Annotated in this window: 22 protein-coding genes; 18 read left to right on the top strand and 4 right to left on the bottom strand. The window is 71.3% G+C overall.

The annotated features are described in order from the left end of the window. Positions 1-92 precede the first annotated feature (92 nt). Positions 93-1622: an amino acid permease gene (locus tag D7I47_RS02020; RefSeq protein ID WP_120761492.1), complete on the bottom strand. Its 1530-nt coding sequence runs from the start codon at positions 1620-1622 to the stop codon at positions 93-95. Positions 1623-1813: 191 nt separating this feature from the next. Here D7I47_RS02020 and D7I47_RS02015 point away from each other — a divergent pair, with 191 nt between their 5' ends. The 5 genes from D7I47_RS02015 (at position 1814) to D7I47_RS01995 (ending at position 6949) form a co-directional block, all read left to right on the top strand. After that, on the top strand, positions 1814-3178 hold the full coding sequence (locus D7I47_RS02015) for a glutamine synthetase family protein (RefSeq protein ID WP_120761491.1): 1365 nt from the start codon (positions 1814-1816) through the stop codon (positions 3176-3178). Next, on the top strand, positions 3165-3908 hold the full coding sequence (locus tag D7I47_RS02010; protein ID WP_120761490.1) for a gamma-glutamyl-gamma-aminobutyrate hydrolase family protein: 744 nt from the start codon (positions 3165-3167) through the stop codon (positions 3906-3908). The genes D7I47_RS02015 and D7I47_RS02010 overlap by 14 nt, the downstream gene beginning before the upstream one ends. Further along, positions 3905-5272: an aldehyde dehydrogenase family protein gene (locus D7I47_RS02005; protein WP_120761489.1), complete on the top strand. Its 1368-nt coding sequence runs from the start codon at positions 3905-3907 to the stop codon at positions 5270-5272. Before D7I47_RS02010 ends, D7I47_RS02005 begins: the two co-directional genes overlap by 4 nt. Then, positions 5269-6048: a 3-oxoacyl-ACP reductase gene (locus D7I47_RS02000; protein WP_227000785.1), complete on the top strand. Its 780-nt coding sequence runs from the start codon at positions 5269-5271 to the stop codon at positions 6046-6048. Before D7I47_RS02005 ends, D7I47_RS02000 begins: the two co-directional genes overlap by 4 nt. A 190-nt stretch (positions 6049-6238) precedes the next feature. After that, positions 6239-6949 carry a FadR/GntR family transcriptional regulator gene (locus tag D7I47_RS01995; RefSeq protein ID WP_120761488.1) on the top strand — a complete coding sequence of 237 codons (711 nt, stop codon included), beginning with the start codon at positions 6239-6241 and terminating at the stop codon, positions 6947-6949. A gap of 76 nt (positions 6950-7025) precedes the next feature. Here the strand turns inward: D7I47_RS01995 and D7I47_RS14675 are convergent, their stop codons facing one another. Both D7I47_RS14675 and D7I47_RS01985 read right to left on the bottom strand, forming a co-directional pair. Next, positions 7026-7469, bottom strand: coding sequence for a hypothetical protein (locus tag D7I47_RS14675; protein ID WP_157981574.1), 444 nt, complete (start codon positions 7467-7469; stop codon positions 7026-7028). Next, positions 7469-7657: a hypothetical protein gene (locus tag D7I47_RS01985; protein WP_120761487.1), complete on the bottom strand. Its 189-nt coding sequence runs from the start codon at positions 7655-7657 to the stop codon at positions 7469-7471. The genes D7I47_RS14675 and D7I47_RS01985 overlap by 1 nt, the downstream gene beginning before the upstream one ends. A gap of 137 nt (positions 7658-7794) precedes the next feature. Here D7I47_RS01985 and D7I47_RS14960 point away from each other — a divergent pair, with 137 nt between their 5' ends. Genes D7I47_RS14960 through D7I47_RS01970 form a run of 3 tightly spaced genes read left to right on the top strand, consistent with a single transcriptional unit; the run spans position 7795 to position 13072 of the window. Further along, positions 7795-8346 (top strand): TetR/AcrR family transcriptional regulator, encoded by a 552-nt coding sequence (locus tag D7I47_RS14960; RefSeq protein ID WP_227000783.1) that lies wholly within the window; start codon positions 7795-7797, stop codon positions 8344-8346. Between the two features lie 8 nt (positions 8347-8354). Next, on the top strand, positions 8355-11288 hold the full coding sequence (locus D7I47_RS01975) for an MMPL family transporter (protein WP_120761486.1): 2934 nt from the start codon (positions 8355-8357) through the stop codon (positions 11286-11288). Continuing rightward, complete coding sequence (locus D7I47_RS01970; protein WP_120761485.1) at positions 11285-13072, top strand: YhgE/Pip family protein; 1788 nt, start codon at positions 11285-11287, stop codon at positions 13070-13072. Before D7I47_RS01975 ends, D7I47_RS01970 begins: the two co-directional genes overlap by 4 nt. Positions 13073-13081: 9 nt before the next feature. On the opposite strand, the gene D7I47_RS01965 is transcribed toward D7I47_RS01970, so the two are convergent. Continuing rightward, complete coding sequence (locus D7I47_RS01965; protein ID WP_120761484.1) at positions 13082-13975, bottom strand: sugar phosphate isomerase/epimerase family protein; 894 nt, start codon at positions 13973-13975, stop codon at positions 13082-13084. Between the two features lie 107 nt (positions 13976-14082). On the opposite strand from D7I47_RS01965, the gene otsA reads away from it, so the two are divergent. The 10 genes from otsA to serA all read left to right on the top strand — a co-directional run bounded on the left by otsA (position 14083) and on the right by serA (position 25760). Next, positions 14083-15567 carry an alpha,alpha-trehalose-phosphate synthase (UDP-forming) gene (otsA, locus tag D7I47_RS01960; RefSeq protein WP_170154353.1) on the top strand — a complete coding sequence of 495 codons (1485 nt, stop codon included), beginning with the start codon at positions 14083-14085 and terminating at the stop codon, positions 15565-15567. Further along, entirely contained in the window at positions 15537-16355 is an 819-nt protein-coding gene (otsB, locus tag D7I47_RS01955; RefSeq protein ID WP_120761483.1) for a trehalose-phosphatase, read from the top strand. The genes otsA and otsB overlap by 31 nt, the downstream gene beginning before the upstream one ends. Positions 16356-16472: 117 nt before the next feature. Continuing rightward, the gene (ilvD, locus tag D7I47_RS01950; protein ID WP_120761482.1) at positions 16473-18194 is read left to right on the top strand and encodes a dihydroxy-acid dehydratase; all 1722 of its coding nucleotides are present in this window, start codon (positions 16473-16475) and stop codon (positions 18192-18194) included. Positions 18195-18409: 215 nt separating this feature from the next. Further along, positions 18410-20224 carry an acetolactate synthase large subunit gene (locus D7I47_RS01945; RefSeq protein ID WP_120761481.1) on the top strand — a complete coding sequence of 605 codons (1815 nt, stop codon included), beginning with the start codon at positions 18410-18412 and terminating at the stop codon, positions 20222-20224. A gap of 4 nt (positions 20225-20228) precedes the next feature. Beyond that, the gene (gene ilvN, locus D7I47_RS01940) at positions 20229-20738 is read left to right on the top strand and encodes an acetolactate synthase small subunit (protein WP_120761480.1); all 510 of its coding nucleotides are present in this window, start codon (positions 20229-20231) and stop codon (positions 20736-20738) included. Positions 20739-20798: 60 nt separating this feature from the next. After that, positions 20799-21824 (top strand): ketol-acid reductoisomerase, encoded by a 1026-nt coding sequence (ilvC, locus tag D7I47_RS01935; protein ID WP_120761479.1) that lies wholly within the window; start codon positions 20799-20801, stop codon positions 21822-21824. Positions 21825-21991: 167 nt separating this feature from the next. Continuing rightward, complete coding sequence (locus tag D7I47_RS01930) at positions 21992-23125, top strand: mannitol-1-phosphate 5-dehydrogenase (RefSeq protein WP_120761478.1); 1134 nt, start codon at positions 21992-21994, stop codon at positions 23123-23125. A 73-nt stretch (positions 23126-23198) separates the two neighbouring features. Next, positions 23199-23681: a hypothetical protein gene (locus tag D7I47_RS01925; RefSeq protein ID WP_120761477.1), complete on the top strand. Its 483-nt coding sequence runs from the start codon at positions 23199-23201 to the stop codon at positions 23679-23681. Continuing rightward, the gene (locus D7I47_RS01920) at positions 23678-24043 is read left to right on the top strand and encodes a hypothetical protein (RefSeq protein ID WP_120761476.1); all 366 of its coding nucleotides are present in this window, start codon (positions 23678-23680) and stop codon (positions 24041-24043) included. Before D7I47_RS01925 ends, D7I47_RS01920 begins: the two co-directional genes overlap by 4 nt. A gap of 121 nt (positions 24044-24164) precedes the next feature. Then, positions 24165-25760 (top strand): phosphoglycerate dehydrogenase, encoded by a 1596-nt coding sequence (gene serA, locus D7I47_RS01915; RefSeq protein WP_120761475.1) that lies wholly within the window; start codon positions 24165-24167, stop codon positions 25758-25760. Positions 25761-25770 lie beyond the last annotated feature (10 nt).

Genomic DNA, 25770 nt, shown 5'->3' with positions numbered 1-25770 from the left:
TATCGCAACTCAGGAGGAACGTCGCCGAGAGGCCGCGCGAGGCGGTGTCGGCGGGTTCCTCCTGAGTTGCGACAACCCCCCCGGATGCGGCGTCAGTTCTGGTCGCCGGTGAAGACCTCGCCCTCCATGGCGTCGTAGCCCTCCTTCTGCGGGTCGCCGTGCAGGCCGCCCGACAGGGCGTACTCCTCCTCGGGCGAGAGCACGAGCTGCTTGCGGCCCCACACGGCGAAGCCGAGCAGGATGAGGATGTAGACGATCGCGATCGCCACGATGGCCGGCTGGTACGAGGGGTTCAGCAGGAAGCCCACGAAGATGAGCGCGGCGATGACGGCCGCGACCGCGGCACCGGGGATGCCCCACGGGCTGCGGTAGGGGCGGTTCGCGTCCGGGTAGCGGCGCCGCAGGATGATGAACGAGATCATCTGCAGTAGGTAGGCGAGCACCGCACCCCACACGGCGATGTTGAGCACGATCGTGCCGGCGACGCCCCCGGAGCCGCCCGCGAAGTCCATCACGACGAGGGCGATGAAGCCGAGCACGGCGCCCACGACGAGCGCGACCCACGGGGTCTGCCGCTTGCCGGTGAGCGAGAAGAACTTCGGGTAGTAGCCGGCGCGCGAGAGGGAGTACATGTTGCGCCCGTAGGCGAACATGATGCCCTGCAGCGAGGCGAGCAGACCGATGAGCGCGAAGAGTCCGAGCACGGCGGCCCAGGTCTCGCCCACGATCGCCTTGAAGCCGCCGAGCAGCGGTTCGAGGTGCGGGCCGGTCGCCTCCGCGCCGAGCACGCCCGTGTTGAGGAACAGCACGAGCAGACCCGTGACGATGAGCGTTCCGCGTGCCCAGAGGCCCGCCCGGGGGATGTCCTTGACCGGGTTGTGCGACTCCTCGGCGGCGAGCGGCAGCTCCTCGATGCCGAGGAAGAACCACATGGCGAACGGCAGCGCGAACAGGATCGGCAGCGGGCCGTGCGGCAGGAAGGTGCTCTGGCCCTCATCCGGCTCGATGTTCCAGAGCGAGTCCCAGTTGAACGCCCCCGAGAACAGCGCCATCGCCGAGAACAGCAGGATGATGCCGATCGAGATGATCGACACGACGATCGCGAACTTGAAGGAGATGTTGGCGCCGGCGGCGTTGAGCGCGATGAAGATGAGGTAGAGCACGATCCACCAGATCCACATGCTCGCCGACAGGTCGAAGTTGAACAGGATCGCGGTGACCCCGTTCAGGTACTGCGCCGAGAAGAAGACGATGACGGCGGTGGTGGCGACGTACTCGATCGTCTCGGCGAGCCCCGTCACGAGACCGCCCCACGGACCCATCGCCGAGCGTGAGAAGGAGTAGGCGCCGCCGGTGTGCGGCATGGCGGATGACATCTCGCCGATGGAGAAGATGAGGCCGTAGTACATCGCCACGAGGATCGCGAAGGCGATGAGCATGCCGCCGAAGCCGGCGAAGCCGATGCCGAAGTTCCAGCCCGAGAAGTCGCCGGAGATGACGGCGGCGACGGCGAGACCCCAGAGGCCCCACACGCCGGCGGCGCGCTTCAGCTTCCTCTTCTCGAAGTACTCGGATCCGGCGCTCGTGTAGGTGACGCCGCCTACCTTCTTCTGCTCTGCCATGAGGGTCCTTCCGCAGTGGGGGTATGGACGCGCCAGGACTCCGGCGTCCACGCTTGGGGGAAAGGATGGCGCTCATTGGTACCTGATGTCTACCTTTGGGTGTAAACATCTCGTGACGCGGCCCGAGGGATGCTCGGAGCCGCCTAGGGTGTAATGGTCGGATCGAGGGCCGATCCGGCGAGGGGAGAGTCATGGCGGTTCGCTCCGGAAACCTCGAGCTCGGCGAGCTGGAGGGGCTCATCGCGACGGGGGAGATCGACACCGTCATCGTCGCGTTCCCCGACATGCAGGGGCGCCTCGTCGGCAAACGGGTGTCGTCGCGGCTCTTCCTCGACGAGGTCGCGGCGCACGGGGCCGAGGCCTGCAACTACCTCATCGCGGTCGACGTCGAGATGAACACCGTCGACGGCTACCGCCTCTCCAGCTGGCAGACCGGCTACGGCGACATGGTGCTGAAGCCCGACTTCGAGACGCTGCGCCTCATCCCGTGGCTGCCCGGCACCGCCCTCGTGATGGCCGCGCTGCAGAACCTCGACGGCACCCCCATCGTGCAGAGCCCGCGCGCCGTGCTGCAGGCCCAGCTCGACCGGCTCGCCGCGCGCGGCCTCACCGCCTTCGTCGGCACCGAGCTCGAGTTCATCGTCTTCGACGACTCCTACCGCGAGGCCTGGGCGAAGGGGTACCGCGAGCTCACCCCGGCATCCGACTACAACATCGACTACGCCCTGCTCGCCTCCACCCGCATGGAGCCACTCCTGCGCGACATCCGCCTCGGCATGGAGGGCGCGGGGATGTACTGCGAGGGCGTGAAGGGCGAGTGCAACCTCGGCCAGCAGGAGATCGCCTTCCGCTACACGGAGGCGCTCGCCACCTGCGACAACCACACCATCTACAAGAACGGTGCCAAGGAGATCGCCGATGCCCACGGCAAGTCGCTCACCTTCATGGCCAAGTTCAACGAGCGCGAGGGCAACTCCTGCCACATCCACCTCTCGGTGCGGGATGCGGATGGCACACCCGTCATGGCGGGGGATCGCGAGCACGGCTTCTCGACGCTCATGGAGCACTGGATCGCCGGCATCCTCGCGACGATGCGCGAGCTGACGCTGTTCTCGGCCCCCAACATCAACTCCTACAAGCGCTACGCGGAGGGCAGCTTCGCCCCCACCGCGGTCGCCTGGGGCGTCGACAACCGCACCTGCGCGCTGCGCGTCGTCGGCCACGGGCCGTCGCTGCGGGTCGAGAACCGGGTGCCGGGCGGGGATGTGAACCCCTACCTCGCGGTCGCCGCGATCATCGCGGGGGGCCTGCACGGCATCGAGAACGAGCTCGAGCTCGAACCCCTGCTCACCGGCAACGCCTACGCCTCCGACGCGCCGCGGGTGCCGTCGACGCTGCGCGAGGCGGCCGAGCTGTTCTCGGCATCCGCCGTGGCCCGCGAGGCATTCGGCGACGAGGTCGTCGACCACTACCTCAACAACGCCCGCGTGGAGCTCGCCGCGTTCGAGTCCGCGGTCACCGACTGGGAGAGAGTCCGCAACTTTGAACGCTTCTAAGCCGCTGATCGGTCTCACGACCTACCTCGAGCAGGCGCAGCAGGGGGTGTGGGACGTGCAGGCGTCCTTCCTGCCGAAAGTGTACTTCGAGGCCGTCTACCGGGCGGGCGGCATCCCCGTGCTGCTGCCGCCGCAGCCGGTCGACGACGAGATCGCCGCCGAGGTGCTCGGCGCCCTCGACGGGCTCATCATCACGGGCGGCAAGGACGTCGACCCGGCCCGCTACGGCCAGGAGCCGCATCCGACCACCGACGAGCCGCGCCCCGACCGCGACGCCTGGGAGGACGCGCTGCTCACGGCGGCGATCGAGCGCGAGCTGCCGTTCCTCGGCATCTGCCGGGGGCTGCAGGTGCTCAACGTCGCGCGCGGCGGCAGCCTCATCCAGCACCTGCCGGATGTCGTGGGCTCGACCCGCTACAACGCGGGCGGGGGCGTGTTCACGGTCAACGAGGTGGGCATCGCGGGCGGCACGAGGCTCGCCGAGCTGGTCGCCGACGAGGCGATCGGCGTGAAGAGCTACCACCACCAGGCGGTCGACGAGCTGGGCGACGGCCTCGTCGTGACGGCCCGCAGCGACGACGGCACCGTGCAGGCGGTCGAGTTGCCGGACCACCCGTTCGGCGTCGCCGTGCAGTGGCATCCGGAGGAGGATGCCGCGGAGGACGCCCGCCTCTTCGCGGGACTCGTGGATGCGGCGCGCGCCTACCGCGCGGGGAAGGGGGCGGTATGAGCTCCACCACCCTCATCGACCCGGCGACCGAGCAGGTCATCGGCGAGGTCGAGCACACGAGCCTCGAGGAGGTGGACGCGGCCGTCGAGCGCGCCCGGCTCGCCCAGCGCGGCTGGGCCGCGCTCGCGCCGGCCGACCGCGCGCAGGCGCTGCGCCGCTTCGCCGAGGTCGTGAACGCCCACGTCGAGGAGCTCGCCCAGCTCGAGGTGCGCAACTCAGGACATCCGATCTCCTCGGCCCGCTGGGAGGCGGGTCACGTGCGCGACGTCCTGAACTACTACGCGGGCGCCCCCGAACGCCTCATCGGGCAACAGATCCCCGTCGCGGGCGGGCTCGACGTGACCTTCCACGAGCCGATCGGGGTCGTCGGGGTCATCGTGCCGTGGAACTTCCCCATGACGATCGCGTCGTGGGGTTTCGCCCCGGCGCTCGCCGCGGGCAACGCCGTGCTGCTGAAGCCGGCCGACTGGACCCCGCTCACCGCCATCCGCCTCGGCGAGCTGGCCCTCGAATCCGGGCTGCCGGAGCATCTGTTCCAGGTGCTGCCGGGCCGCGGCTCGGTCGTGGGGGAGCGCTTCGTCACGCATCCGCACGTCGGCAAGGTCGTCTTCACGGGCTCGACCGAGGTGGGTGCGCGGGTCGCCGCGGGCTGCGCCGAGCGACTCAAGCCCTCGACCCTCGAGCTCGGCGGCAAGAGCGCCAACATCGTCTTCGCGGATGCCGACCTCGAGCGCGCCGCGGCGACCGCGCCGGGCTCGGTGTTCGACAACGCCGGCCAGGACTGCTGCGCCCGCAGCCGGCTGCTCATCGAACGCCGCGTGCTCGACCGCTTCCTCGAACTGCTCGAGCCCGCCGTGAAGGCGTTCCGGGTGGGCGCGCCGGGGGATGCGGACACCGAGATGGGCCCGCTCGTCTCGGCCGCGCACCGCGACGCGGTCGCCTCCTTCTTCGACGACACGGTCGACATCGCCTTCCGCGGCAGCGCCCCCGACGGCCCCGGCTTCTGGTTCGCGCCGACCGTCGTGCTCGCGAACCGCGGAGACCGCCTCGCGACCGACGAGGTGTTCGGGCCCGTCGTCACGGTGCTGCCCTTCGACGACGAGGCCGACGCGATCGCGCTCGCCAACTCCTCCATCTACGGCCTCTCCGGCTCGATCTGGACGAACGACCTCGGTCGCGGCATCCGCGTCGCCCGCGGCGTCGAGTCGGGCACGATCAGCGTCAACTCGCACTCCTCCGTGCGCTACACGACCCCCTTCGGCGGCATGAAGGCCTCCGGCCTCGGCCGCGAGCTGGGTCCGGATGCCGCACTCGCCTTCACCGAGACCAAGAACGTCTTCTTCTACACCGGGAGCACCTCATGACCATCGACCTCACCCAGCGCCTCGCCGGCCGCGTCGCCGTCATCACGGGCGGCGCGAGCGGCATCGGCCTCGCCACCGCCCGGCGCTTCGCGGCCGAGGGCGCGAGAGTCGTCATCGGCGACCTCGACCCCGCCACCGGCCGGGCGGCCGCCGATGAGGTGGGCGGCCTCTTCGTGCCGGTCAACGTCGCCGACAGGGAGCAGGTCGACAACCTCTTCGACACCGCGGCATCCGAACTCGGCTCGGTCGACATCGCGTTCAACAACGCGGGCATCTCGCCCGCCGACGACGACTCGATCGAGACGACCGAGCTCGACGCCTGGGACCGCGTGCAGCTCGTCAACCTGACGAGCGTGTACCTGTGCTCGCGGGCGGCGCTGCGCCACATGGTGCCGGCCGGCCGCGGGTCGATCATCAACACGGCCTCCTTCGTGGCGGTGCTGGGGTCGGCGACCTCGCAGATCTCCTACACGGCATCCAAGGGCGGGGTGCTCGCGATGACCCGCGAGCTGGGCGTGCAGTTCGCGCGGCAGGGTATCCGCGTGAACGCGCTGTGCCCGGGGCCCGTCAACACGCCGCTGCTGAAGGAGCTGTTCGCGAAGGACCCGGAGCGCGCGGCCCGTCGACTCGTGCACGTGCCGGTCGGTCGCTTCGCCGAGCCGGAGGAGCTCGCGGCGGCCGTCGCCTTCCTCGCGAGCGACGACGCGAGCTTCGTCACCGCATCCACCTTCCTCGTCGACGGCGGCATCTCGGCCGCATACGTCACCCCTCTGTGATCTGCGGCCATGTTCGCAACTCAGGAGGATCGCCCGAAACAGGGCTTGGTCGGGTCCATCCGCACCCCTTCTCCTGAGTTGCGAACAGGGGCGGTTTCGCAACTCAGGACGGATGCCGACAAGGGCCGCGTGGAGGGTATTTTCGGCGCAGTTCTCCTGAGTTGCGGAATGCCGGGGGAGGGGAGACGTGATGGATGAGGACTCGCTCGTCCACGAGCTCGTGTTCCGGCCGGTGCGGTCGGGCAACTCGCTCGAGGACACCGTGTCGCGGCTCATGCAGACCATCCGGCTCGGGGTGGTCGCGCCCGGCGGCGCGCTGCCGCCGGAGCGCGAGCTCGCACTGCGGTTCTCGGTGAGCCGCGACACGGTGCGCGAGGCGATCAAGGAGCTCTCGGAGGCCGGCTACCTGCGGGCGCGGCGCGGACGCTACGGCGGCACCTTCGTCGCCGATCCGCTGCCGAGCTCGGGCCCGGTGCTGCCGCCCGCGCCGGGCGAGCTCGAGGACCTCATCGGTCTGCGCGAGGTGCTCGAGGAGGGCGCCTGCCGGCTCGCCGCGACGCGCGAGCTCGGCGCCCCCCAGCGCGCGACCCTGTGGGGGCGGCTCGCGGAGGTGCAGGCCGCGTCGGCGGAGGACTACCGGCGGCTCGACTCGCGACTGCACCTGTCGATCGCCGAGCTCGCCGGCATCCCGTCGCTCGTGGGGCTCATCGCCGACAACCGCACGCGCATCAACGAGCTGCTCGACAGCTTCCCGCTGCTCGCGCGCAACATCGAGCACTCCAACCGCCAGCACGAGCAGATCGTGCTCGCGATCCTCGCCGGCAACGAGCGCGGCGCCGAGGCCGCGATGCACGAGCACCTCGAGGGCTCGGCGGCCCTGCTGCGCGGCTTCCTCGCCTGATCCCGCGCTGACTGGTCGGTTTCTGGCCCCAAACCGCTGGTTTGGGGCCAGAAACCGACCAGTCAGGGGTGCCGCGTCAGCTTGCGGGCGGGGGCTTGCGGGTGCGGGGCTTCGGGGCCGGCTTCGGCTCGGTCACTCCCGTGGGGGCGGATGCGGAGGCGTGCGCGGAGGCGGACTTGGGCGCCGGGGTCTCGGTCGCCGCGGGCTCGGGTGCGACGGGCTCGGGCTTCGCGGCGGGCTCGGGGGTCGGTGCGGGAGCGGGAGCGGCGGGAGCCGCCGCGGCCGGGCCCGGGGCCGGGGCGGGCGCGTACACCGACTGCGCGGGCCGCGGCGCCGCCTTCGGGCCGTGCGCGTCGACGTAGAGCTGCGCCGCGCGCGTGCCCACGAGCAGGAACCGCACGAGCAGCACCGTCACGCCGATCACGACGCCGACGATCACGATCGCGCCGACGAGGTGGAAGAGCCCGTTCAGGAAGCCGAAGAAGCCCCCGAAGCCCCACCCGAATCCGTATCCGTCCATCACCACTCCAGTTCGTTGTGCTTCTGGTCTTCGATGACCGTGCCGACGGCGATCGCCACCGAGCTGGCCCAGCCGACCCACATGAGGATGAGGCGCCAGTCGCGCGGCCCCTTGCGGGTCGCCTGGATGACGCCGACGGCGCCGAACAGCGCGCTCAGCACGCTCGTGTTGAAGATGAACTTGCGCACGGACCCTCCCTCGGCCTCCGTCCACGCTACCCCGCGGATGTCGGCCGCGTGTCGGGGAGATGTGGATTCCCTGGACGTTCACCCCCAGTTTGACCGATCGGTCAGGAGTTGACCGATCGGTCAGTTACGGTCGGCAAGTGACCACAGCATCCGAGCTCCGCCAGATCGCCCTCGAGGAGTTCGCCTCCGCCGGCTACCTCGGCACCTCGATCCAGACGATCGCCGACCGGGCCGGCGTCTCGAAGGCGAGCGTGCTCTACCACTTCTCCTCCAAGGAGACGCTGCTGGATGCGGCGCTCGGCCCCGCGCTCCAGGAGATCGGCGCGCTGCTGCCCAAGACGATGAGCCTCTCCGGCACCCCCGAGCAGAGCCGCGAGTTCCTCACCGAGTTCGTCGACCTGCTGCTGCGGCACCGCCTCGCCGCCCAGATCTTCATCACCCAGTCCGGCACCCTGATCGACGTGCCCATCGTGGCGCGCGCCCAGGCCGTGATCCGGGAGATCGCGACCGCCCGCCCGCAGCAGTCGGTCGACGACCAGGTGCGTTTCGCGGTCGCCCTCGGCGGCGCCGCCTACCTGCTCGCCCAGTCGGGCAGCTACGGGGTCGACGACGCCCCCGATGACGACGCCCTGCGGGCGTCCCTCATCCGCATCCTGGGCGAGCTGCTCGCCCCCGTCGCCGCACTGTAAGGACCCCCATGGCCATCCTGCTCTCCCGCATCGGACGCTTCGCCTACCGCCGGGCGATCCCCGTGCTCGTCGCCTGGCTGCTGCTCGCCGCCGGCGCCGTGCTCGGCGGACTCGCCCTCGGCGGCACGATGCAGGACTCGTTCAAGATCCCCGGCACCGAGTCGCAGCAGGCGATCGACCGCCTCGCCGCGGTGTTCCCGCAGACCGCGGGTGCGAGCGCGCAGATGGTCGTGCACTCGACGGATGCCATGATCGCCTCCCTCGGGGACGACATCGAGCGGGTGGTCACCGAGCTCGGCGAGGTCGACGGCCTCGAGAACGCGGTCTCGCCGTTCAGCGAGTACGCGACCGACGCCATCAGCGACGACGGGATGACGGCGGTCGTGCAGCTGCAGTTCGCCGGCTCGAGCGAGGAGGTCACGGATGCGACCCTCGCCGCGGTGCAGAAGGTGGGCGACGAGCTCGCCTCGGACACCGTGCAGGTCGAGTACGGCGGCCAGGTGTTCCAGCAGTTCACGATGGGGCTCTCGGTCGTCGAGGTGATCGGCGTCGTGTTCGCGGCCGTCGTGCTGATCGTCACCTTCGGCTCGCTGCTCGCGGCGGGTCTGCCACTGCTGTCGGCGCTGCTCGCCCTCGGCGCCTCGATGGGCGGCATCCTGGCGCTCGCGGCCTTCACGACCCTGTCGACGACGACGCCCATGCTCGCCCTCATGATCGGCCTCGCGGTCGGCATCGACTACGCGCTGTTCATCCTGTCGCGGCACCGCGCCCAGCTCGCGAACGGCATGGATGCCGAGGAGTCGGCGGCGACCGCCGTCGCGACCGCGGGCGGCTCGGTCGTCTTCGCGGGCGTCACGGTCATGATCGCGCTCGCCGGGCTGCTCATCGTCGGCATCCCGTTCCTCGGGATGATGGGCGTCACCGCCGCCTTCGCGGTGCTGCTCGCGATGCTCGCCGCCATCACGCTGCTGCCCGCGATCATGGGGCTGCTGAAGGGGCGCCTCGCCCCGAAGTCCGGATCGCGCACCGCCCGCCGCGCGCAGGCGCAGCTGCACGACGTGGATGCCGCCGAGGCGGGGGAGGGTGCCGCGCCCGCCGCGCCGCACCGGAAGACCCTCGGCGAGCGCTGGGTCGGGCTCGTGCTGAAGGCGCCCGTCGCGTTCATCCTCGGCGTCGTGGCCCTGCTCGGCGTCGCCGCCGTGCCCGCGGCCCAGCTCGCGCTCGCGCTGCCCGACGGCGGCTCGCTGTCGGAGGAGGAGACCTCGCGCCGCGCCTACGACCTCATCGCCGACGCGTTCGGCCCCGGTCGCAACGGCCCGCTCATCGTGACGGTCGACATCACCCAGACCACCGACGTGCTCGACGACCTCGACAGGATCGCCGACGAGCTCGCGGACGTGCCGGGCGTCGCCTCCGTCGGCACCCCCGTCCCGAACCCGACCGTCGACACCGCGATCATCCAGGTGATCCCCGAGACGGGCCCCTCCGACCCCGAGACGACGGCGCTCGTGCAGCACATCCGCGACCTCGCCCCCGCGATCGAGGACGAGTTCGGCACCGCGGTCGCCGTGACCGGCTCGACCGCCGTCGCGATCGACGTGTCGAGCCGACTCGACGCCGCCCTGCTGCCGTTCGGCCTCGTCGTCGTGGGGCTCTCGATCGTGCTGCTCATGATGGTGTTCCGCTCGATCGTGGTGCCCCTCAAGGCGGCGCTCGGCTACCTGCTCTCGGTGCTCGCCTCCTTCGGCATCGTCGTCGCCGTGTTCCAGTGGGGCTGGGGCGCCGAGCTGCTGCACGCCGTGCCGGGCCCGATCCTCAGCTTCATGCCGATCCTGCTCATGGCGATCCTGTTCGGGCTCGCGATGGACTACGAGGTGTTCCTCGTCTCGGGCATGCGCGAGGCCTACGTGCACGGCGCGAGCCCGAAGCAGGCGATCCGCCGCGGCTTCTCGGGGGCCGCGCGCGTGGTCACGGCGGCCGCGCTCATCATGTTCTTCGTCTTCGCCGCGTTCGTGCCGGAGGGCGCCTCGATGATCAAGGTCATCGCGCTCGGCCTCGCCGTGGGCGTCGCCATCGACGCCTTCCTCGTGCGGATGACGCTCGTGCCCGCCGTCATGGCGCTCTTCGGGAAGCACGCCTGGTACCTGCCGAAGTGGCTCGACCGCATCCTGCCGAACGTCGACGTCGAGGGCGAGGGACTGCGCGCCCACCTCGACGACCTCGCCTGGGCGCAGGGGCGCCTCGGCGCGGGCGAGGCGATCACCCTCGAGGGGCTCACGGGCGGCGTCGGCGACACGCGCATCGGGCCCTACGACGCGCGCGTACAGGCCGGCTCGATCGCGCTCGTCGGCGGGGATGCGTCGCGTCGCCGGATGCTGGCCGCGACCGTCGCGGGGCGCCTGCCCGCCGTCGAGGGCCGCGCGCAGGTGGCGGGGCGCCCACTGCCGAGCGAGGCCTCGCACGTGGCGCGCCGGGTGTCGTTCGCCGAGTTCGGCGGAGCGGCCCGCGAGGGCGAGCTGCCGCTCGGCGAGCTGCTCGCCGAGCGCCTGCGGCTCACCGGCCGCTGGTACCGCACCTTCACGGCCCGCCGCCGCGCCCGCGTGTGGGTGGCCCGCATCCACGACGTGGTCGGCGCATCCGGATCGCCCGTGCCGATCGGCTGGAACACCACCCCGGCGTCCCTGCCGCCCGTCGAGCGCGCGATCGCGACCCTCGGCATCGCGCTCAGCGAGCGCACGCCCGTCGTGGTGCTCGACTCGGTCGACCCGCTGCCGGGCGCCGACGGCGGCGCGGGCTTCCTCGCGGCCGTCGACCACCTCACCCCCGCCGCCACGACCGTCGTGATCGGCGCCGCCGACGCCCACCGCGTCGCCGCCCCCGCCCTCTCCCGCCCGGTCGGCCACTTCCGACCCGCAGACCTCACCGAAGGAGCATCCCGATGAGCAGCAACGAGCTCCCCGCCGTCCAGCGACCGCGCCGCCGACTCATGCGCGTGCTCGCGATCGTCGCGGCGGCCGTTGTGCCGCTCGCCTTCGCGGGCCTCACCATGGCGGCCCTCAGCGACACCGGCAACGGCGTCGACCGCATCCCCGCCGCGATCGTCAACCAGGACGAGATGATCACCCGGACCGCCGACGACGGCACCGAGACGCGCGTGCTCGCCGGGCGTCTGCTCGTCACCGAGCTCACGGGCGCCGACTCGCCCGGCATGGACTGGCAGCTCTCGAACGCCGAGGAGGCCGCCGACAAGCTCGCCGCAGGCGAAGTGTACGCGGTGCTCACCATCCCCTCCGACTTCTCGGAGTCGGTCGTGTCGCTCTCCGGCACCGACCCCGTGCAGGCGCAGCTCACCCTGCAGACCGACGACGCGCACTCCTACCTCGCGGGCACGGTCGCGCAGTCGCTCGGCGACGGCATGGTGCGCGCCTTCGGCTCCGAGCTCACCGAGCAGTACATCTCCGGCATCTACACGCAGTTCGGCACGGTCGGCGAGGCGTTCACGCAGGCCGCCGACGGCGCGACGCAGCTCTCCGACGGGGCCGCGCAGGCGGCATCCGGGGCGCAGCAGTACGCGGATGGCGTGAAGACCTACACGGGCGGCGTCTCGTCGCTCTTCTCGGGGCTCGCGCAGCTGAACAACGGTGCCGCGGGGCTCGACCAGCTCTCCTCCGGCGTCGCGCAGTACACGGGCGGCGTCTCGCAGCTGTCGGCCGGCATCGCCGCGCAGACCGCGATCCTCGCCGACCCCGACTCGACCCCCGTGCAGATCGCCACGGCGACCGCGACGCTGCAGGTGCTCTCGCAGCAGCTCGCGCAGACCGCCGCGGGCGGCACCCAGCTGTCGGCCGGCGTCACGAGCGGCATCGACGGCATCCAGTCGGGCATCGCGCAGAGCGCCTCCGGCGCCGCGCAGCTCGCCGCGAACGGCGGCACCGTCGCCTCGGGCGCGCGGAGCCTCGCCGACGGCAACGCCCAGCTCGCCTCGGGCGCCGCGGAGCTCGCCGCGGGGCTCCAGGACGGTGCCGACAAGCTGAACGGCACCGAGACCCCCTCCTCGGATGCCGCATCCGTCGCCGCCGACCCGGTGGGCCTCGAGGTGACGACGGCGAACGCGGTGACCCAGCTCGGCCAGGTGATCGGCACCTACTTCGTGCCGCTCGGGCTGTGGGTGGGCGCGCTCGCGATCTTCCTCGTGATGCCGCGGCTCAGCCGGCGGGTGCTCGCCTCGACGGCGGGCTCCAGCCGCGTGCTCGGCTCGGAGGGTGTGCGCGCCGGCGCGGTCGCGGCGGTGCAGGCGGCGCTGCTCGTGCTGCTGCTGCACCTCGTCGCGGGCGTCTCGTGGGCGCTGCTGCCGGCGACGCTCGGCCTCTCGCTCGTCGCGGCCCTCGCGTTCACGGCGTTCCACCAACTGCTCACGGTGGGCCTCGGCCGCGCCGGCCTCGTCATCTCGCTGCTGCTCGTCTCGCTGCAGGTGGCGGCGGTCGGCGGCATCCTGCCCTCGCAGGCGCTCGCGGGTCCGTTCGCCTGGCTCGGCCAGCTCATGCCGCTCGGCTGGGCGACCACGGGCCTGCAGCAGATCGTCGCGGGTGGCGACGTCGGCCTCGCGGTCGGTGCGGCCCTCGGCCTCGCCGCCTTCGGCGGCCTCAGCATGCTCGCGAGCCGCCTCGTCATCCGTCGCGCCCGTCGCGCCTCCGTCCTCCGGATGCTGCTCCCGGCGACCGCGTAGCGGCGCGGCTCAGCGGGCGGGCTTCGCGGCCTTCTTCTCGTGGCGGCGGGCCTGGCGGATCTTGAGGGGGAGGTCGTCGCGGCCGGCCGCGAGCGGGTCGCGGGTCGCGTGCTCCTGGCTGAGGTGCTCGCGGGCGAAGGCCACCGTCTGCACGAGCTTCTCGAGGCGGTAGGCCTCGTCCTTCTCCTGGCGCACGTTCACCTCGGCGACGACGTTGCCGTCCCAGCCCGTCTGGGCGAGGTACTGCAGCGTCTCGGCGACCGGCTGGGTGCCCTCGCCCGGCAGCAGGTGCTCGTCGAGGATCGCGCCGTCGGCCGCCGAGGTCGCCCCGTCGCACAGGTGGATGTGGCGCAGCTTCGGCCCCATCGCCATCGCCATCTCGAGGCTGTCGCGGCCCGAGAGCGAGGCGTGCGAGAAGTCGAGGGTCATGTGGTCGACGTCGAGGTCGAGCGGGTCGGGGGAGGGGGCGTACGCCTTCATGCTCTTGCCGCGCACCGTCCAGGGGAACATGTTCTCGACGGCGACCTCGACATCCCAGTTCTTCGCCGTCTGGCGCACGATGCGCTCGAAGTTCTGCGCGTAGCCCGACTGCCAGCGGAACGGCGGGTGCACGACGACCGAGTCGGCGCCGACCGCCGCCGCGAGCTCGCCCGACTTCTCGAGCTTCACCTGCGGATCGCGGCCCCACACGAAGGTCGTCAGCAGCAGCACGGGCGCGTGGATCGTCACGATCGGCAGCTCGTAGCGCGCGCTGATCTCGCGCAGCTTCTCGGCGTCCTGGGTGATCGGGTCGTTGGTGACCATGATCTCCATGGAGTCGAACCCGGCCAGCCGCGCGATCCGGAAGGCGTGCTCCACGGCGAACGGATACACGCACGTGGTGCTCATGCCGACGGAGATCACACGGCCAACCTAGTCGGCGGATGTGTCGGGCGCGTGACTTCACAGCAATCGCCAACCCCCGACCGAGGGCATGCCCGGCTTCGCCGCGCGCCGTGTACCGTGGACGGATGGCCGACGAGAGCTACAGCTTCGTCGTCGTGTCCAATCGCCTCCCGGTCGACCGTGTGGTCGATGAGGCCGGCAACGCGAGCTGGAAGCAGTCGCCGGGGGGTCTCGTCACGGCGCTCGAACCCGTCATGCGCGCCGCCGACGGCGCGTGGGTCGGCTGGGCGGGCCAGGCGGACCTCGAGCTCGAGCCCTTCGACAACGCCGGCATCCGCATCGTCCCGGTGCCGCTGAGCGAGGCCGACCTCGAGGAGTACTACGAGGGTTTCAGCAACGACACCCTCTGGCCCCTCTATCACGACGTCATCGCGCAGCCCGGCTACCACCGCGTCTGGTGGGAGCGCTACGTGCAGGTCAACCGCCGCTTCGCCGACGCGACCGCCCGCGTCAGCGCGCCGGGCGCCACCGTGTGGGTGCAGGACTACCAACTGCAACTGGTGCCCGCGATGCTGCGCGAGCGGCGACCCGACCTGCTCATCGGGTTCTTCAACCACATCCCGTTCCCGGCGTACGGCATCTTCTCGCAGCTGCCGTGGCGCGGGCAGATCATCGACGGGCTGCTCGGCGCCGACGTGGTCGGCTTCCAGCGGGTCGCGGATGCCGGCAACTTCTCGCGCGCCGTGCGGCGGCTGCGCGGCTACACGACGAAGACGCCCTACATCGAGGTGCCCGGCACCGACGCCGTGCCCGCGCGACGGGTCATCGCGAAGGCGTTCCCCATCTCGATCGACGTGGCCGGCTTCCAGGAGCTCGCCGAGAGCCCCGAGGTGCAGGCGCGTGCCCGGCAGATCCGCGCCGACCTGGGCGACCCGGAGACGATCATGCTCGGCGTCGACCGGCTCGACTACACGAAGGGCATCGGCCACCGGCTGAAGGCCTTCGGCGAGCTGCTCGCCGAGGGGCGGCTCAAGGTGGAGGACGTCACGCTCGTGCAGGTGGCGACGCCCTCGCGCGAACGCGTCGAGAGCTACCGGCAGCTGCGCGACGAGATCGAGCTGACCGTGGGGCGCATCAACGGCGACTACGGCACCATCAGCCACCAGGCGATCAGCTACCTGCACCACGGCTTCCCGCGCGAGGAGATGGCGGCGCTCTACCTCGCCGCCGACGTCATGCTCGTCACGGCCCTGCGCGACGGCATGAACCTGGTCGCGAAGGAGTACGTGGCCGCCCGCTCCGACGAGGACGGCGTGCTCATCCTCTCCGAGTTCACCGGCGCATCCGACGAGCTGCGCGCCGCCCTGCTCGTGAACCCGCACGACATCGACGGCGTGAAGGATGCGATCCTGCGCGCCATCGAGATGCCGCGCCAGGAGCGGCGCAAGCGGATGCGGTCGCTGCGCAGGCGGGTGGCCGAGAACGACGTGACCCACTGGTCCGACAGCTTCCTCGCGACGCTGCGGAACACCCGCGGCCCGGGCGGCTGGGCCGGCAGCGTCCTGCCCGACGAGGTGGAGTGGACGCTCGAGCGGACCACGAAGCGGTGACCGGTCGGCTGCCGGAGCTGCTCGTCGGGGCGCTCCGCGAACTCGCCCGGGTGCGTCGGCTGCTCGTCGCGCTCGACTTCGACGGCACCCTCGCGCCCGAGGTCGACTCGCCCGAGCAGGCGCGGGCGCTGCCGGAGGCGCGGGATGCCGTGCTGCGGCTGCTCGCGCTGCCGCGCACGCGCGTCGCCCTCGTGTCGGGTCGGGCGCTGCGCTCCCTCATCCACGTCGCGCAGCTGCCCGACGAGACGCTGCTCGTCGGCTCGCACGGCATCGAGATCCGCCTCGACGACCCGACCGCGCGGGTGAACCTCGACACGGCCGAGCTCGAGCGGGTCGACGTGCTGCACGAGGTGCTGAGCCAGGTGGCCGACTCGATCGACGACGTGTGGCTCGAGGCGAAGCCGGCGGGCTTCGCGCTGCACACCCGCCTCGCGACGGAGGAGGACTCGCGTCTCGCGCACCTCGTGGCGCTGCGCGAGACGCAGGCCGAGCTCGACGACCTCACCATCCGCGAGGGCAAGAACGTGCTCGAGTTCGCGGTGCGCTCGACGACGAAGGGCGAGGCGGTCGAGCATCTGCGGCGCTACACGGCGGCGGATGCGGTGTTCTACGCGGGCGACGACGTCACCGACGAGGACGCCTTCGACGCCCTCGGCCCCGACGACCTGGGCGTGAAGTCCGGACCGGGCCCCACCCTCGCCCCCTTCCGCGTCGCGGGCCCCGCCGAGGTCGCCCACGTGCTCTCCGCCCTCGCCACCTTCCGCGCCGGCGACGTCCACGAGCAGTGAGTCCCCGAAAGTACGCACTTTTGGGCCGACACGCCGTCTGAATCGCCCAAAAGTACGTACTCTCGCGGAGGGTCGGGTGGTCAGCGCGGGTATGCACCGCGGAGTACCCTCGATGCCATGCCGGACAGCAACGCCGCGGGCACGCCCGTACCCGACCACAAGCCCCGCTCGCGCACCGTCACCGACGGTATCGAGGCCACCACCTCGCGCGGGATGCTGCGCGCGGTCGGCATGGGCGACGCGGACTGGAACAAGTCGCAGATCGGCATCGCGAGCTCGTGGAACGAGATCACCCCGTGCAACCTGAGCCTCGCGCGCCTCGCGCAGGCCGCCAAGGAGGGCGTGCACGCGGGCGGCGGCTACCCGCTGCAGTTCGGCACCGTCTCCGTGTCCGACGGCATCTCGATGGGCCACGAGGGCATGCACTTCTCGCTCGTCAGCCGTGAGGTCATCGCCGACTCGGTCGAGACCGTCATGCAGGCCGAGCGCCTCGACGGCTCGGTGCTGCTGGCCGGATGCGACAAGTCGATCCCCGGCATGCTGATGGCCGCCGCGCGGCTCGACCTCGCATCCGTCTTCCTCTACGCCGGCTCGATCGCGCCCGGCTGGGTGCGCCTCTCGGACGGCACCGAGAAGGACATCACGATCATCGACTCCTTCGAGGCGGTCGGCGGCGTCAAGGCCGGGATCATGTCGGAGGCCGACGCGCACGCCATCGAGTGCGCCTTCGCGCCCGGCGAGGGTGCCTGCGGCGGCATGTACACCGCCAACACCATGGCCTCGGTCGCGGAGGCGCTCGGCCTCTCCATTCCCGGCTCGGCATCCCCGCCCAGCTACGACCGCCGCCGCGACTACTACGCGCACCGCTCGGGCGAGGCCGTCGTGAAGCTGCTCGAGAAGGGCATCACGGCACGGCAGATCCTCACCAAGAAGGCCTTCGAGAACGCCATCGCCGTCGGCATGGCGCTCGGCGGCTCGACCAACATCGTGCTGCACCTGCTCGCCATCGCGCACGAGGCCGAGGTGGAGCTGACCCTCGACGACTTCAACCGCATCGGCTCGAAGGTGCCGCACATCGGCGACCTGAAGCCCTTCGGCCGCTACGTCATGAACGACGTCGACCGCCGCGGCGGCCTGCCCGTGCTCATGAAGGCGCTGCTGGATGCGGGGCTCATGCACGGCGACGCGCTCACCGTGACCGGCAAGACGCTCGCCGAGAACCTCGCCGACATCGGGCCCATCCCGCCGCTCGACGGCGACGTGCTGCGCACCCTCGACAACCCCATCCACGCGACCGGCGGCCTCACGATCCTGCACGGCTCGCTCGCCCCCGAGGGCGCCGTCGTCAAGACGGCCGGCTTCGACGCCGCCACCTTCGAGGGCCCCGCGCGCGTCTTCGAGCGGGAGCGCGCCGCCCTCGACGCCCTCACCGACGGCGAGATCCAGCACGGCGACGTCGTCGTCATCCGCTACGAGGGCCCGAAGGGCGGCCCCGGCATGCGCGAGATGCTCGCCATCACCGCCGCGATCAAGGGTGCCGGGCTCGGCAAGGACGTGCTGCTGCTCACCGACGGTCGCTTCTCGGGCGGCACGACCGGACTCTGCATCGGCCACATCGCCCCCGAAGCCGTGGATGCCGGACCCATCGCGTTCGTGCGCGACGGCGACCGCATCCGCGTCGACATCGCGAGCCGCTCGATCGAGCTGCTCGTCGACGACGCCGAGCTCGCCGCCCGCCACGAGGGTTGGGAGCCGCTGCCTCCGCGCTACACGCGCGGCGTGCTCGCCAAGTACTCGAAGCTCGTGCGCTCGGCCGCCGAGGGCGCCGTCACCGGTTGATCCGGTCGCCTAGGCGAGTTTCACCGGATACGCGGAGAGCGCGGCATCCGACATCAGGTAACATGGCCGGACGATAGACACCCGGGTGGCACAACCAGTCCTGGCGTGGGCGTCGACCGCACTACGAGCGGCCGACGGCATTCTGATCAGGTCGATGACGTCATTCGCGCGCATCCCCTTGATTCCCACCGACTCCCACCTCTGAGGAACCTTTCATGACTGCGCCCGACGCAACCGTGCCATCCCCCGCGCCCGCGCCCGCCAAGCGCGACGCGACGCCCATCCTGACCGGCTCCGGTGCCGTGCTCGCGAGCCTCGAGAAGCTCGGCATCACCGACGTCTTCGGACTCCCCGGCGGGGCGATCATGCCCTTCTACGACGAGCTCATGGCCTCCACCGCCATCCGCCACATCCTCGTGCGCCACGAGCAGGGCGCCGGCCACGCGGCCGAGGGCTACGCCGCCGCCTCCGGCCGGATCGGCGTGTGCATCGCCACCTCCGGCCCCGGCGCCACCAACCTCGTCACCGCGATCGCCGACGCCTACATGGACTCGGTGCCGCTGCTCGCGATCACCGGTCAGGTGTTCTCGACCTCGATGGGAACGGATGCGTTCCAGGAGATCGACATCACCGGCATCACGATGCCGATCACCAAGCACAGCTTCCTCGTGACCGACCCGGCGCAGGTGCCCGCGACCCTCGCGGCGGCGTACCACATCGCCACCACGGGCCGCCCCGGCCCGGTGCTGGTGGACATCACGAAGGACGCCCAGCAGAAGTCGGCGCCGTTCGTGTGGCCGCCCAAGGTCGAGCTGCCCGGCTACCGCCCGGTCACGAAGGCGCACGGCAAGCAGATCCTCTCGGCCGCCGAGCTGCTCGGGAACGCGCAGCGCCCCGTGCTCTACGTGGGCGGCGGCGTCATCCGGGCCGAGGCCTCCAAGGAGCTGCGGCAGCTCGCCGAGCTCACCGGCGCCCCCGTCGTGACGACCCTCATGGCGCGCGGCGCGTTCCCCGACTCGCACCGTCAGCACCTCGGCATGCCCGGCATGCACGGCTCGGTGCCCGCGGTGCTCGCGCTGCAGGAGTCCGACCTCATCGTGTCGCTCGGCGCGCGCTTCGACGACCGGGTGACCGGCAAGGTGAGCGACTTCGCCCCGGAGGCGAAGGTCGTGCACGTCGACATCGACCCGGCCGAGATCGGCAAGATCCGCCACGCCGACGTGCCGATCGTGGGCGACGCCCGCGAGGTCATCGTCGACCTCATCGACGCGTTCACGCAGCAGCGCACGGTGCCCGACATCGCCGACTGGTGGACGCGCCTCGAGCAGCTGCGAGCCAACTACCCGCTCGGCTACACCGAGCCGGAGGACGGCCTGCTCTCCCCGCAGTACGTCATCCAGCGCATCGGCGAGCTCTCCGGACCCGAGGCGGTCTACGCCGCGGGCGTGGGCCAGCACCAGATGTGGGCTGCCCAGTTCATCGGCTACGAGCGTCCGCACGCCTGGCTCAACTCGGGCGGCGCCGGCACGATGGGCTACTCGGTGCCCGCCGCGATGGGCGCGAAGGTGGCCGAGCCGGAGCGTCTCGTGTGGGCGATCGACGGCGACGGCTGCTTCCAGATGACCAACCAGGAGCTCGCCACCTGCACGATCAACGACATCCCGATCAAGGTCGCGATCATCAACAACTCCTCGCTCGGCATGGTGCGCCAGTGGCAGACCCTCTTCTACGACGGCCGCCACTCCTTCACCGACCTCAACACGGGGGCCCTCGACGGCGAGAACACCACCCGGATGGTGCCCGACTTCGTGAAGCTCGCCGAGGCGTATGGCGCCCTCGGCATCCGCGTGACGAAGAAGTCGGAGATCGACGCGGCCATCAAGCTCGCGATCGAGACCAACGATCGCCCCGTCGTCATCGACTTCGTGGTGAGCCGGGATGCCATGGTGTGGCCGATGGTGCCGCAGGGCGTCGGCAACTCGCAGGTACAGTACGCGCGGGATCACGCCCCGGCGTGGGAAGAGGAGTAAGGCCATGACGCATCACGTGCTCTCCCTCCTCGTGGAGGACAAGCCGGGTCTGCTGACCCGCGTGGCCGGGCTGTTCGCCCGGCGCGGCTTCAACATCAACTCGCTCGCGGTGGGTCCCACCGAGATCGACGGGCTCAGCCGCATCACCGTCGTCGTCGACGTGGAGGGCCTGCCGCTCGAGCAGGTGACGAAGCAGCTGAACAAGCTCGTCAACGTCATCAAGATCGTCGAGCTCGACCCGACCCAGTCGGTGCACCGCGAGCACCTGCTCATCAAGGTGCGCGTCGACAACACCACCCGCAGCCAGATCCTGGAGGCCGTCAACCTGTTCCGGGCGCGCGTCGTCGACGTCTCGCCGGATGCGCTCGTCATCGAGGTGACGGGCGACTCCGGGAAGGTGCAGGCGCTGCTGCGCGTGCTCGAGCCGTACGGCATCCGCGAGATCGCCCAGTCGGGCCTGCTCGCGATCGGCCGCGGCGGCAAGAGCATCACCGAACGCGTCTACAAGAGCTAGTCCCGCCGGATGAGTAGCCGCGCAGCGGCGTATCGAAACCCCAACAAGAAGGAAACGAAATTGGCTGAGATCTTCTACGACAAGGATGCCGACCTCTCGATCATCCAGGGCAAGAAGGTGGCGATCGTGGGCTACGGCTCGCAGGGCCACGCGCACGCCCAGAACCTGCGCGACTCGGGTGTCGAGGTCGTCATCGCCCTCAAGGACGGCTCGAAGTCGACCGCGAAGGCCGCCGAGGACGGCTTCGAGGTGAAGTCGGTCGCCGACGCCACCGAGTGGGCCGACCTCATCATGATCCTGGCGCCCGACCAGCACCAGCGCTCCATCTACAGCGAGTCGATCAAGGACAAGCTGACCGAGGGCAAGACGCTCGCCTTCGCGCACGGCTTCAACATCCGCTTCGGCTACATCGACGCCCCCGAGGGGGTCGACGTGATCCTCATCGCCCCGAAGGCCCCCGGCCACACGGTGCGCCGCGAGTTCGTCGCGGGGCGCGGCATCCCGGACATCATCGCGGTCGAGCGCGACGCATCCGGCCACGCCTGGGAAACGGCGCTGTCGTACGCGAAGGCCATCGGCGGCACCCGCGCGGGCGTCATCAAGACGACCTTCACCGAGGAGACCGAGACCGACCTGTTCGGCGAGCAGGCCGTGCTCTGCGGCGGCATGAGCCACCTCGTGCAGTACGGCTTCGAGACCCTCACCGAGGCCGGCTACCAACCCGAGATCGCCTACTTCGAGGTGCTGCACGAGCTCAAGCTCATCGTCGACCTCATGTGGGAGGGCGGCATCGCCAAGCAGCGCTGGTCGATCTCCGACACGGCCGAGTACGGCGACTACGTGTCGGGCCCGCGCGTCATCGACCCGTCGGTCAAGGAGAACATGAAGGGCGTGCTCGCCGACATCCAGTCGGGCGCCTTCGCCTCGCGCTTCATCGCCGACCAGGATGCGGGCGCCCCCGAGTTCCTGGCCCTGCGCGAGAAGGAGGCGCAGCACCCGATCGAGAAGACCGGCAAGGAGCTGCGCGCCCTGTTCGCCTGGAAGCAGCAGGACTCGGACTACACCGAGGGCAGCGCGGCGCGCTGATCCATCGGACGGAGATCCAGGCGCGGGGCGGGAGCGATTGCTCCCGCCCCGCGCTGGCGTCTGCGCCCGCGCGTGCGGTTGCTCCCGCCGCAGGGAGTTCCGGGAGTTCCGGGGGTGCGGAAGGGCGGGGGCTGGCCGGGGGCGCGGCGGACGGGTTGAATGAACACGTGACAGCGACGGCGGTGCATTTCGGGGCGGGCAACATCGGGCGCGGATTCGTGGCGCCCTTCCTGCGGGAGAGCGGCTACGAGGTCGTCTTCGCGGATGTCAGCGAGGAGCTCATCCAGGCCCTGCAGCAGCAGCCGAGCTACCACGTGCACGAGGTGGGTGCGGGCGGCCGGGAGCTCGTCATCGACGGCTACCGAGCCCTCAACTCGCGCGACGTGCCGGATGCCGTGGTCGCCGAGATCGCGCGGGCCGACATCGTCACCACGGCGGTCGGTGCCCGCATCCTGCAGTTCGTCGCCCCGCTCATCGTCGCCGGGCTCGCCCAGCGGCCGGCGGATGCGAAGCCGCTCGTCGTGATCGCGTGCGAGAACGCGATCGGCGGCACCGACATCCTGGCCGCCGCGGTCGCGGAGCTCGGCGGCGCCATGGAGCGCGCCGTCTGGGCGAACTGCGCGATCGACCGCATCGTGCCGGAGCAGCGCGGGGGGCTCGACGTGACCCTCGAGGCCTTCTGGGAGTGGGCGGTCGACCGCACCCCGTTCCACGGCGACGAGCCCGCGCTCGCGGGCGTGCACTGGGTCGACGACCTCGAGCCGTACATCGAGCGCAAGCTCTTCACGGTCAACACGGGCCACGCATCCACCGCCTACCTCGGCTACCGGCGCGGCATCGAGACGATCGCCGAGGCGCTCGCGGTGCCGGAGGTGATGGCCGAGGTGCGCGCGGTGCTCGCCGAGACCTCGGGGCTGCTCGTCGAGAAGCACGGCTTCACCCCCGAGGAGCAGCAGGCCTACGTCGAGACGACGCTCGTGCGCATCACCAACCCCGAGCTGCCCGACAGCTGCGTGCGCGTCGGCCGGGCACCGCTGCGCAAGCTCGGCCGGCACGAGCGCTTCGTCGACCCGGCCGCCCAGCTCGCCGAGCGCGGGCAGGATGCGTGGAACCTGCTCACCGCGGTCGGCGCCGCCCTGCGCTTCGACACCGCGGACGACCCGGAGGCCGTGGAGTTGCAGGCGAAGCTCGTGCCGGGAGCCGACCCGGGCGCGCTCGCGACGGAGCTGTGCGGGATCGAGCCCGCGCATCCGCTGTATGCGCCGCTCACCGAGGTGTTCCGGCTGCGCCTCGAGGCCTGAGGCGGCGCGTCCTGTCGCGGAGGGGCGACGGGGGCGACGGGAATCGACGCCTCGGATGGGAGAGGATGGTGTCGTGAGCACTCGCGCGCCCGAGCCCGAGGAGCCGGACGACGACGCCGCGCTGCACTGGGCGGGCGACGAGGCGCGCGGCCAGGCGGCCCCCCGGCTGCGCGGCGAGCCGGTCGCGGATGCCGACGGGACGGATGCCGCATCCGCCGCGGGCACCGCGGCCGCCGCATCCGCCGACCGCCGCACGCCGCGCGAGCTCGCGCTGCTCGTCGCGACGGGCGTCTTCGGTGGCCTCTACCTCGCGCTCGCGGTCGGCTGGATCCTCTCCGTGCAACTGCTCGGCTACCCGGGCCTCGACCTCGCGGGCGAGGTGATGTGGCAGTTCGGCGAGTTCCTCGCGATGATCGCGGCCGTGCTGTGGTTCGGCGCGGCCCTCACCCTCACCCCGCCCGGCACCGCGCACCGCGGCGCGAAGCGCTTCGTCGCCCTGCTGCTCGGGGTCGCGCTGCTGCTGCCGTGGCCGTTCCTGTTGGGGGCGCTCGGATGACCGTCGAACTGCCCGAGCCCGACGAGACCGTCGGCACCCCCGAGCGCGCCTGGCCGCTGCCCGCGATCGTCGTCGCGGTCGTCTTCGGCCTGCTCTACGCGTGGTTCCTCTACCAGGCGATCGGCAACCTGCTGAACGTGCCGCCCGCCTACGAGAACGCGGGCTTCGGCGAGCGGATCCCGTGGGCGCTGCTCGTCGTCGGCGCCGCGTTCCCGGTGCTCGCCTTCGCGGCCGCCGCGTGGCTCGGCGTGCGCCGCACGCTCACCCATCGCGTGCTCGTCTTCGCGGCGGGTCTCGCCGCGACGTCCGCGACGGCGCTCAGCCTCTACGTGGTCTCGGCGTACCTCGTCACGGTCGGGTGACGACGCCCCGACCCGCGCCGTAACGGCATGCGGTGTCCGGTAGGCTGCCTGTGCCGCGCCGCCGACTGCCGCGGTGATCCCGCGGCCCTCTGCCGCCACCCCCGCACGAAGGAACACAGCTGTGTCGAAGCCGGTCGTCCTGATCGCCGAGGAACTGTCGCCCGCCACCGTCGAGGCCCTGGGCCCCGACTTCGAGATCCGCTCCGTGGACGGCGCCGACCGCGCCGCGCTGCTGCCGGCGCTCGCGGAGGCGAACGCCGTGCTCATCCGCTCCGCCACCCAGATCGACGCGGAGGCGCTCGCCGCGGCCCCGCAGCTGAAGGTGGTGGCGCGCGCGGGCGTCGGGCTCGACAACGTCGACATCAAGGCCGCCACCGAGGCGGGCGTCATGGTCGTCAACGCCCCGACCTCCAACATCATCAGCGCCGCCGAGCTCACCATCGGCCACATCCTGAGCCTCGCCCGCCACATCCCCGCCGCCCACGCGAGCCTCGCCGCGGGGGAGTGGAAGCGCTCCAAGTACACCGGCACCGAGCTGTACGAGAAGACGGTCGGCATCATCGGCCTCGGCCGGATCGGCGCGCTCATCACGAGCCGCCTGCAGGCCTTCGGCGTCGACGTGATCGCCTACGACCCCTACGTCACCCCGGCCCGCGCGCCGCAGCTGGGGGTGCGGCTCGTGACCCTCGACGAGCTGCTCGAGCAGGCCGACTTCATCAGCATCCACATGCCGAAGACGCCCGAGACCACGGGCATGATCTCGACGGCGCAGCTCGCGAAGATGAAGCCGACCGCGTACATCGTCAACGTCGCGCGCGGCGGGCTCATCGACGAGGACGCCCTCTACGAGGCGCTCACCACGGGCGTCATCGCGGGCGCCGGCCTCGACGTGTTCAACGCCGAGCCGCCCGTCGACACGAAGCTGCTGCCGCTGCCGAACGTCGTCGTCACGCCGCACCTCGGCGCCTCGACCGACGAGGCGCAGGAGAAGGCGGGCGTCTCGGTGGCCAAGTCGGTGCGGCTCGCCCTCGAGGGCGAACTGGTTCCGGATGCCGTGAACGTCGCGGGCGGGATCATCGACCCCTTCGTGCGCCCCGGCATCGCGCTCGTCGAGAAGCTCGGCCAGGTGCTCGCGGCGGTTGCGGGCCACGGCGCCCTCACCGACCTCGAGGTCGACGTGCGCGGCGAGCTCGCCGCCTACGACGTGAGCGTCTACCGTCTCGCGGCGCTCAAGGGCTACTTCACGAACCTCGTCACCGAGAACGTCTCCTACGTGAACGCGCCGCTGCTCGCCGAGCAGCGCGGCATCTCCTCGAGCCTCAACGTCTCGGAGGAGTCGAAGGACTACCGCAACACGACCACCCTGCGCGGGGTGCTCTCCGACGGCACCTCGGTCGAGGTCGCGGGCACGCTCGCCGGCACCAAGATGACCGAGAAGATCATCGGACTCAACGGCTACGACATCGAGGTGCCGATCGCCGAGCACCACGTCGTGATGTTCTACACCGACCGCCCGGGCATCGTCGCCGTCTACGGCAAGGAGTTCGGCGAGGCGGGCATCAACATCGCCGGCATGCAGATCGCGCGCCGCTCGGCGGGCGGCCAGGCGCTGTCGATCATCACGGTCGACTCGCCGGTGCCCGACGAGGTGCTCGAGCGGGTCGCCGCGGCGATCGACGCCGACGAGCTGCGCGAGATCGACATCGTCGAGTCCTGAGCCGCGGGCG

The sequence above is a fragment of the Protaetiibacter intestinalis genome (assembly GCF_003627075.1).
GTDB lineage: Bacteria > Actinomycetota > Actinomycetes > Actinomycetales > Microbacteriaceae > Homoserinibacter > Homoserinibacter intestinalis.
Note: the sequence above shows the minus strand (reverse complement) of the source record. Positions and strands in the feature narration are given on the sequence as shown.

Excerpts from the sequence above, each read along its gene's own strand:
- ilvD (WP_120761482.1), top strand. The coding sequence starts at position 16,473 with ATGCCGGACAGCAACGCCGCGGGCACGCCCGTACCCGACCACAAGCCC.
- D7I47_RS01920 (WP_120761476.1), top strand. The coding sequence starts at position 23,678 with ATGACCGTCGAACTGCCCGAGCCCGACGAGACCGTCGGCACCCCCGAG.
- D7I47_RS01945 (WP_120761481.1), top strand. The coding sequence starts at position 18,410 with ATGACTGCGCCCGACGCAACCGTGCCATCCCCCGCGCCCGCGCCCGCC.
- D7I47_RS02020 (WP_120761492.1), bottom strand. The coding sequence starts at position 1,622 with ATGGCAGAGCAGAAGAAGGTAGGCGGCGTCACCTACACGAGCGCCGGA.
- D7I47_RS01995 (WP_120761488.1), top strand. The coding sequence starts at position 6,239 with ATGGATGAGGACTCGCTCGTCCACGAGCTCGTGTTCCGGCCGGTGCGG.
- ilvN (WP_120761480.1), top strand. The coding sequence starts at position 20,229 with ATGACGCATCACGTGCTCTCCCTCCTCGTGGAGGACAAGCCGGGTCTG.
- D7I47_RS01970 (WP_120761485.1), top strand. The coding sequence starts at position 11,285 with ATGAGCAGCAACGAGCTCCCCGCCGTCCAGCGACCGCGCCGCCGACTC.
- D7I47_RS14675 (WP_157981574.1), bottom strand. The coding sequence starts at position 7,469 with ATGGACGGATACGGATTCGGGTGGGGCTTCGGGGGCTTCTTCGGCTTC.
- D7I47_RS01975 (WP_120761486.1), top strand. The coding sequence starts at position 8,355 with ATGGCCATCCTGCTCTCCCGCATCGGACGCTTCGCCTACCGCCGGGCG.
- otsA (WP_170154353.1), top strand. The coding sequence starts at position 14,083 with ATGGCCGACGAGAGCTACAGCTTCGTCGTCGTGTCCAATCGCCTCCCG.
- D7I47_RS02015 (WP_120761491.1), top strand. The coding sequence starts at position 1,814 with ATGGCGGTTCGCTCCGGAAACCTCGAGCTCGGCGAGCTGGAGGGGCTC.
- D7I47_RS02000 (WP_227000785.1), top strand. The coding sequence starts at position 5,269 with ATGACCATCGACCTCACCCAGCGCCTCGCCGGCCGCGTCGCCGTCATC.
- D7I47_RS02005 (WP_120761489.1), top strand. The coding sequence starts at position 3,905 with ATGAGCTCCACCACCCTCATCGACCCGGCGACCGAGCAGGTCATCGGC.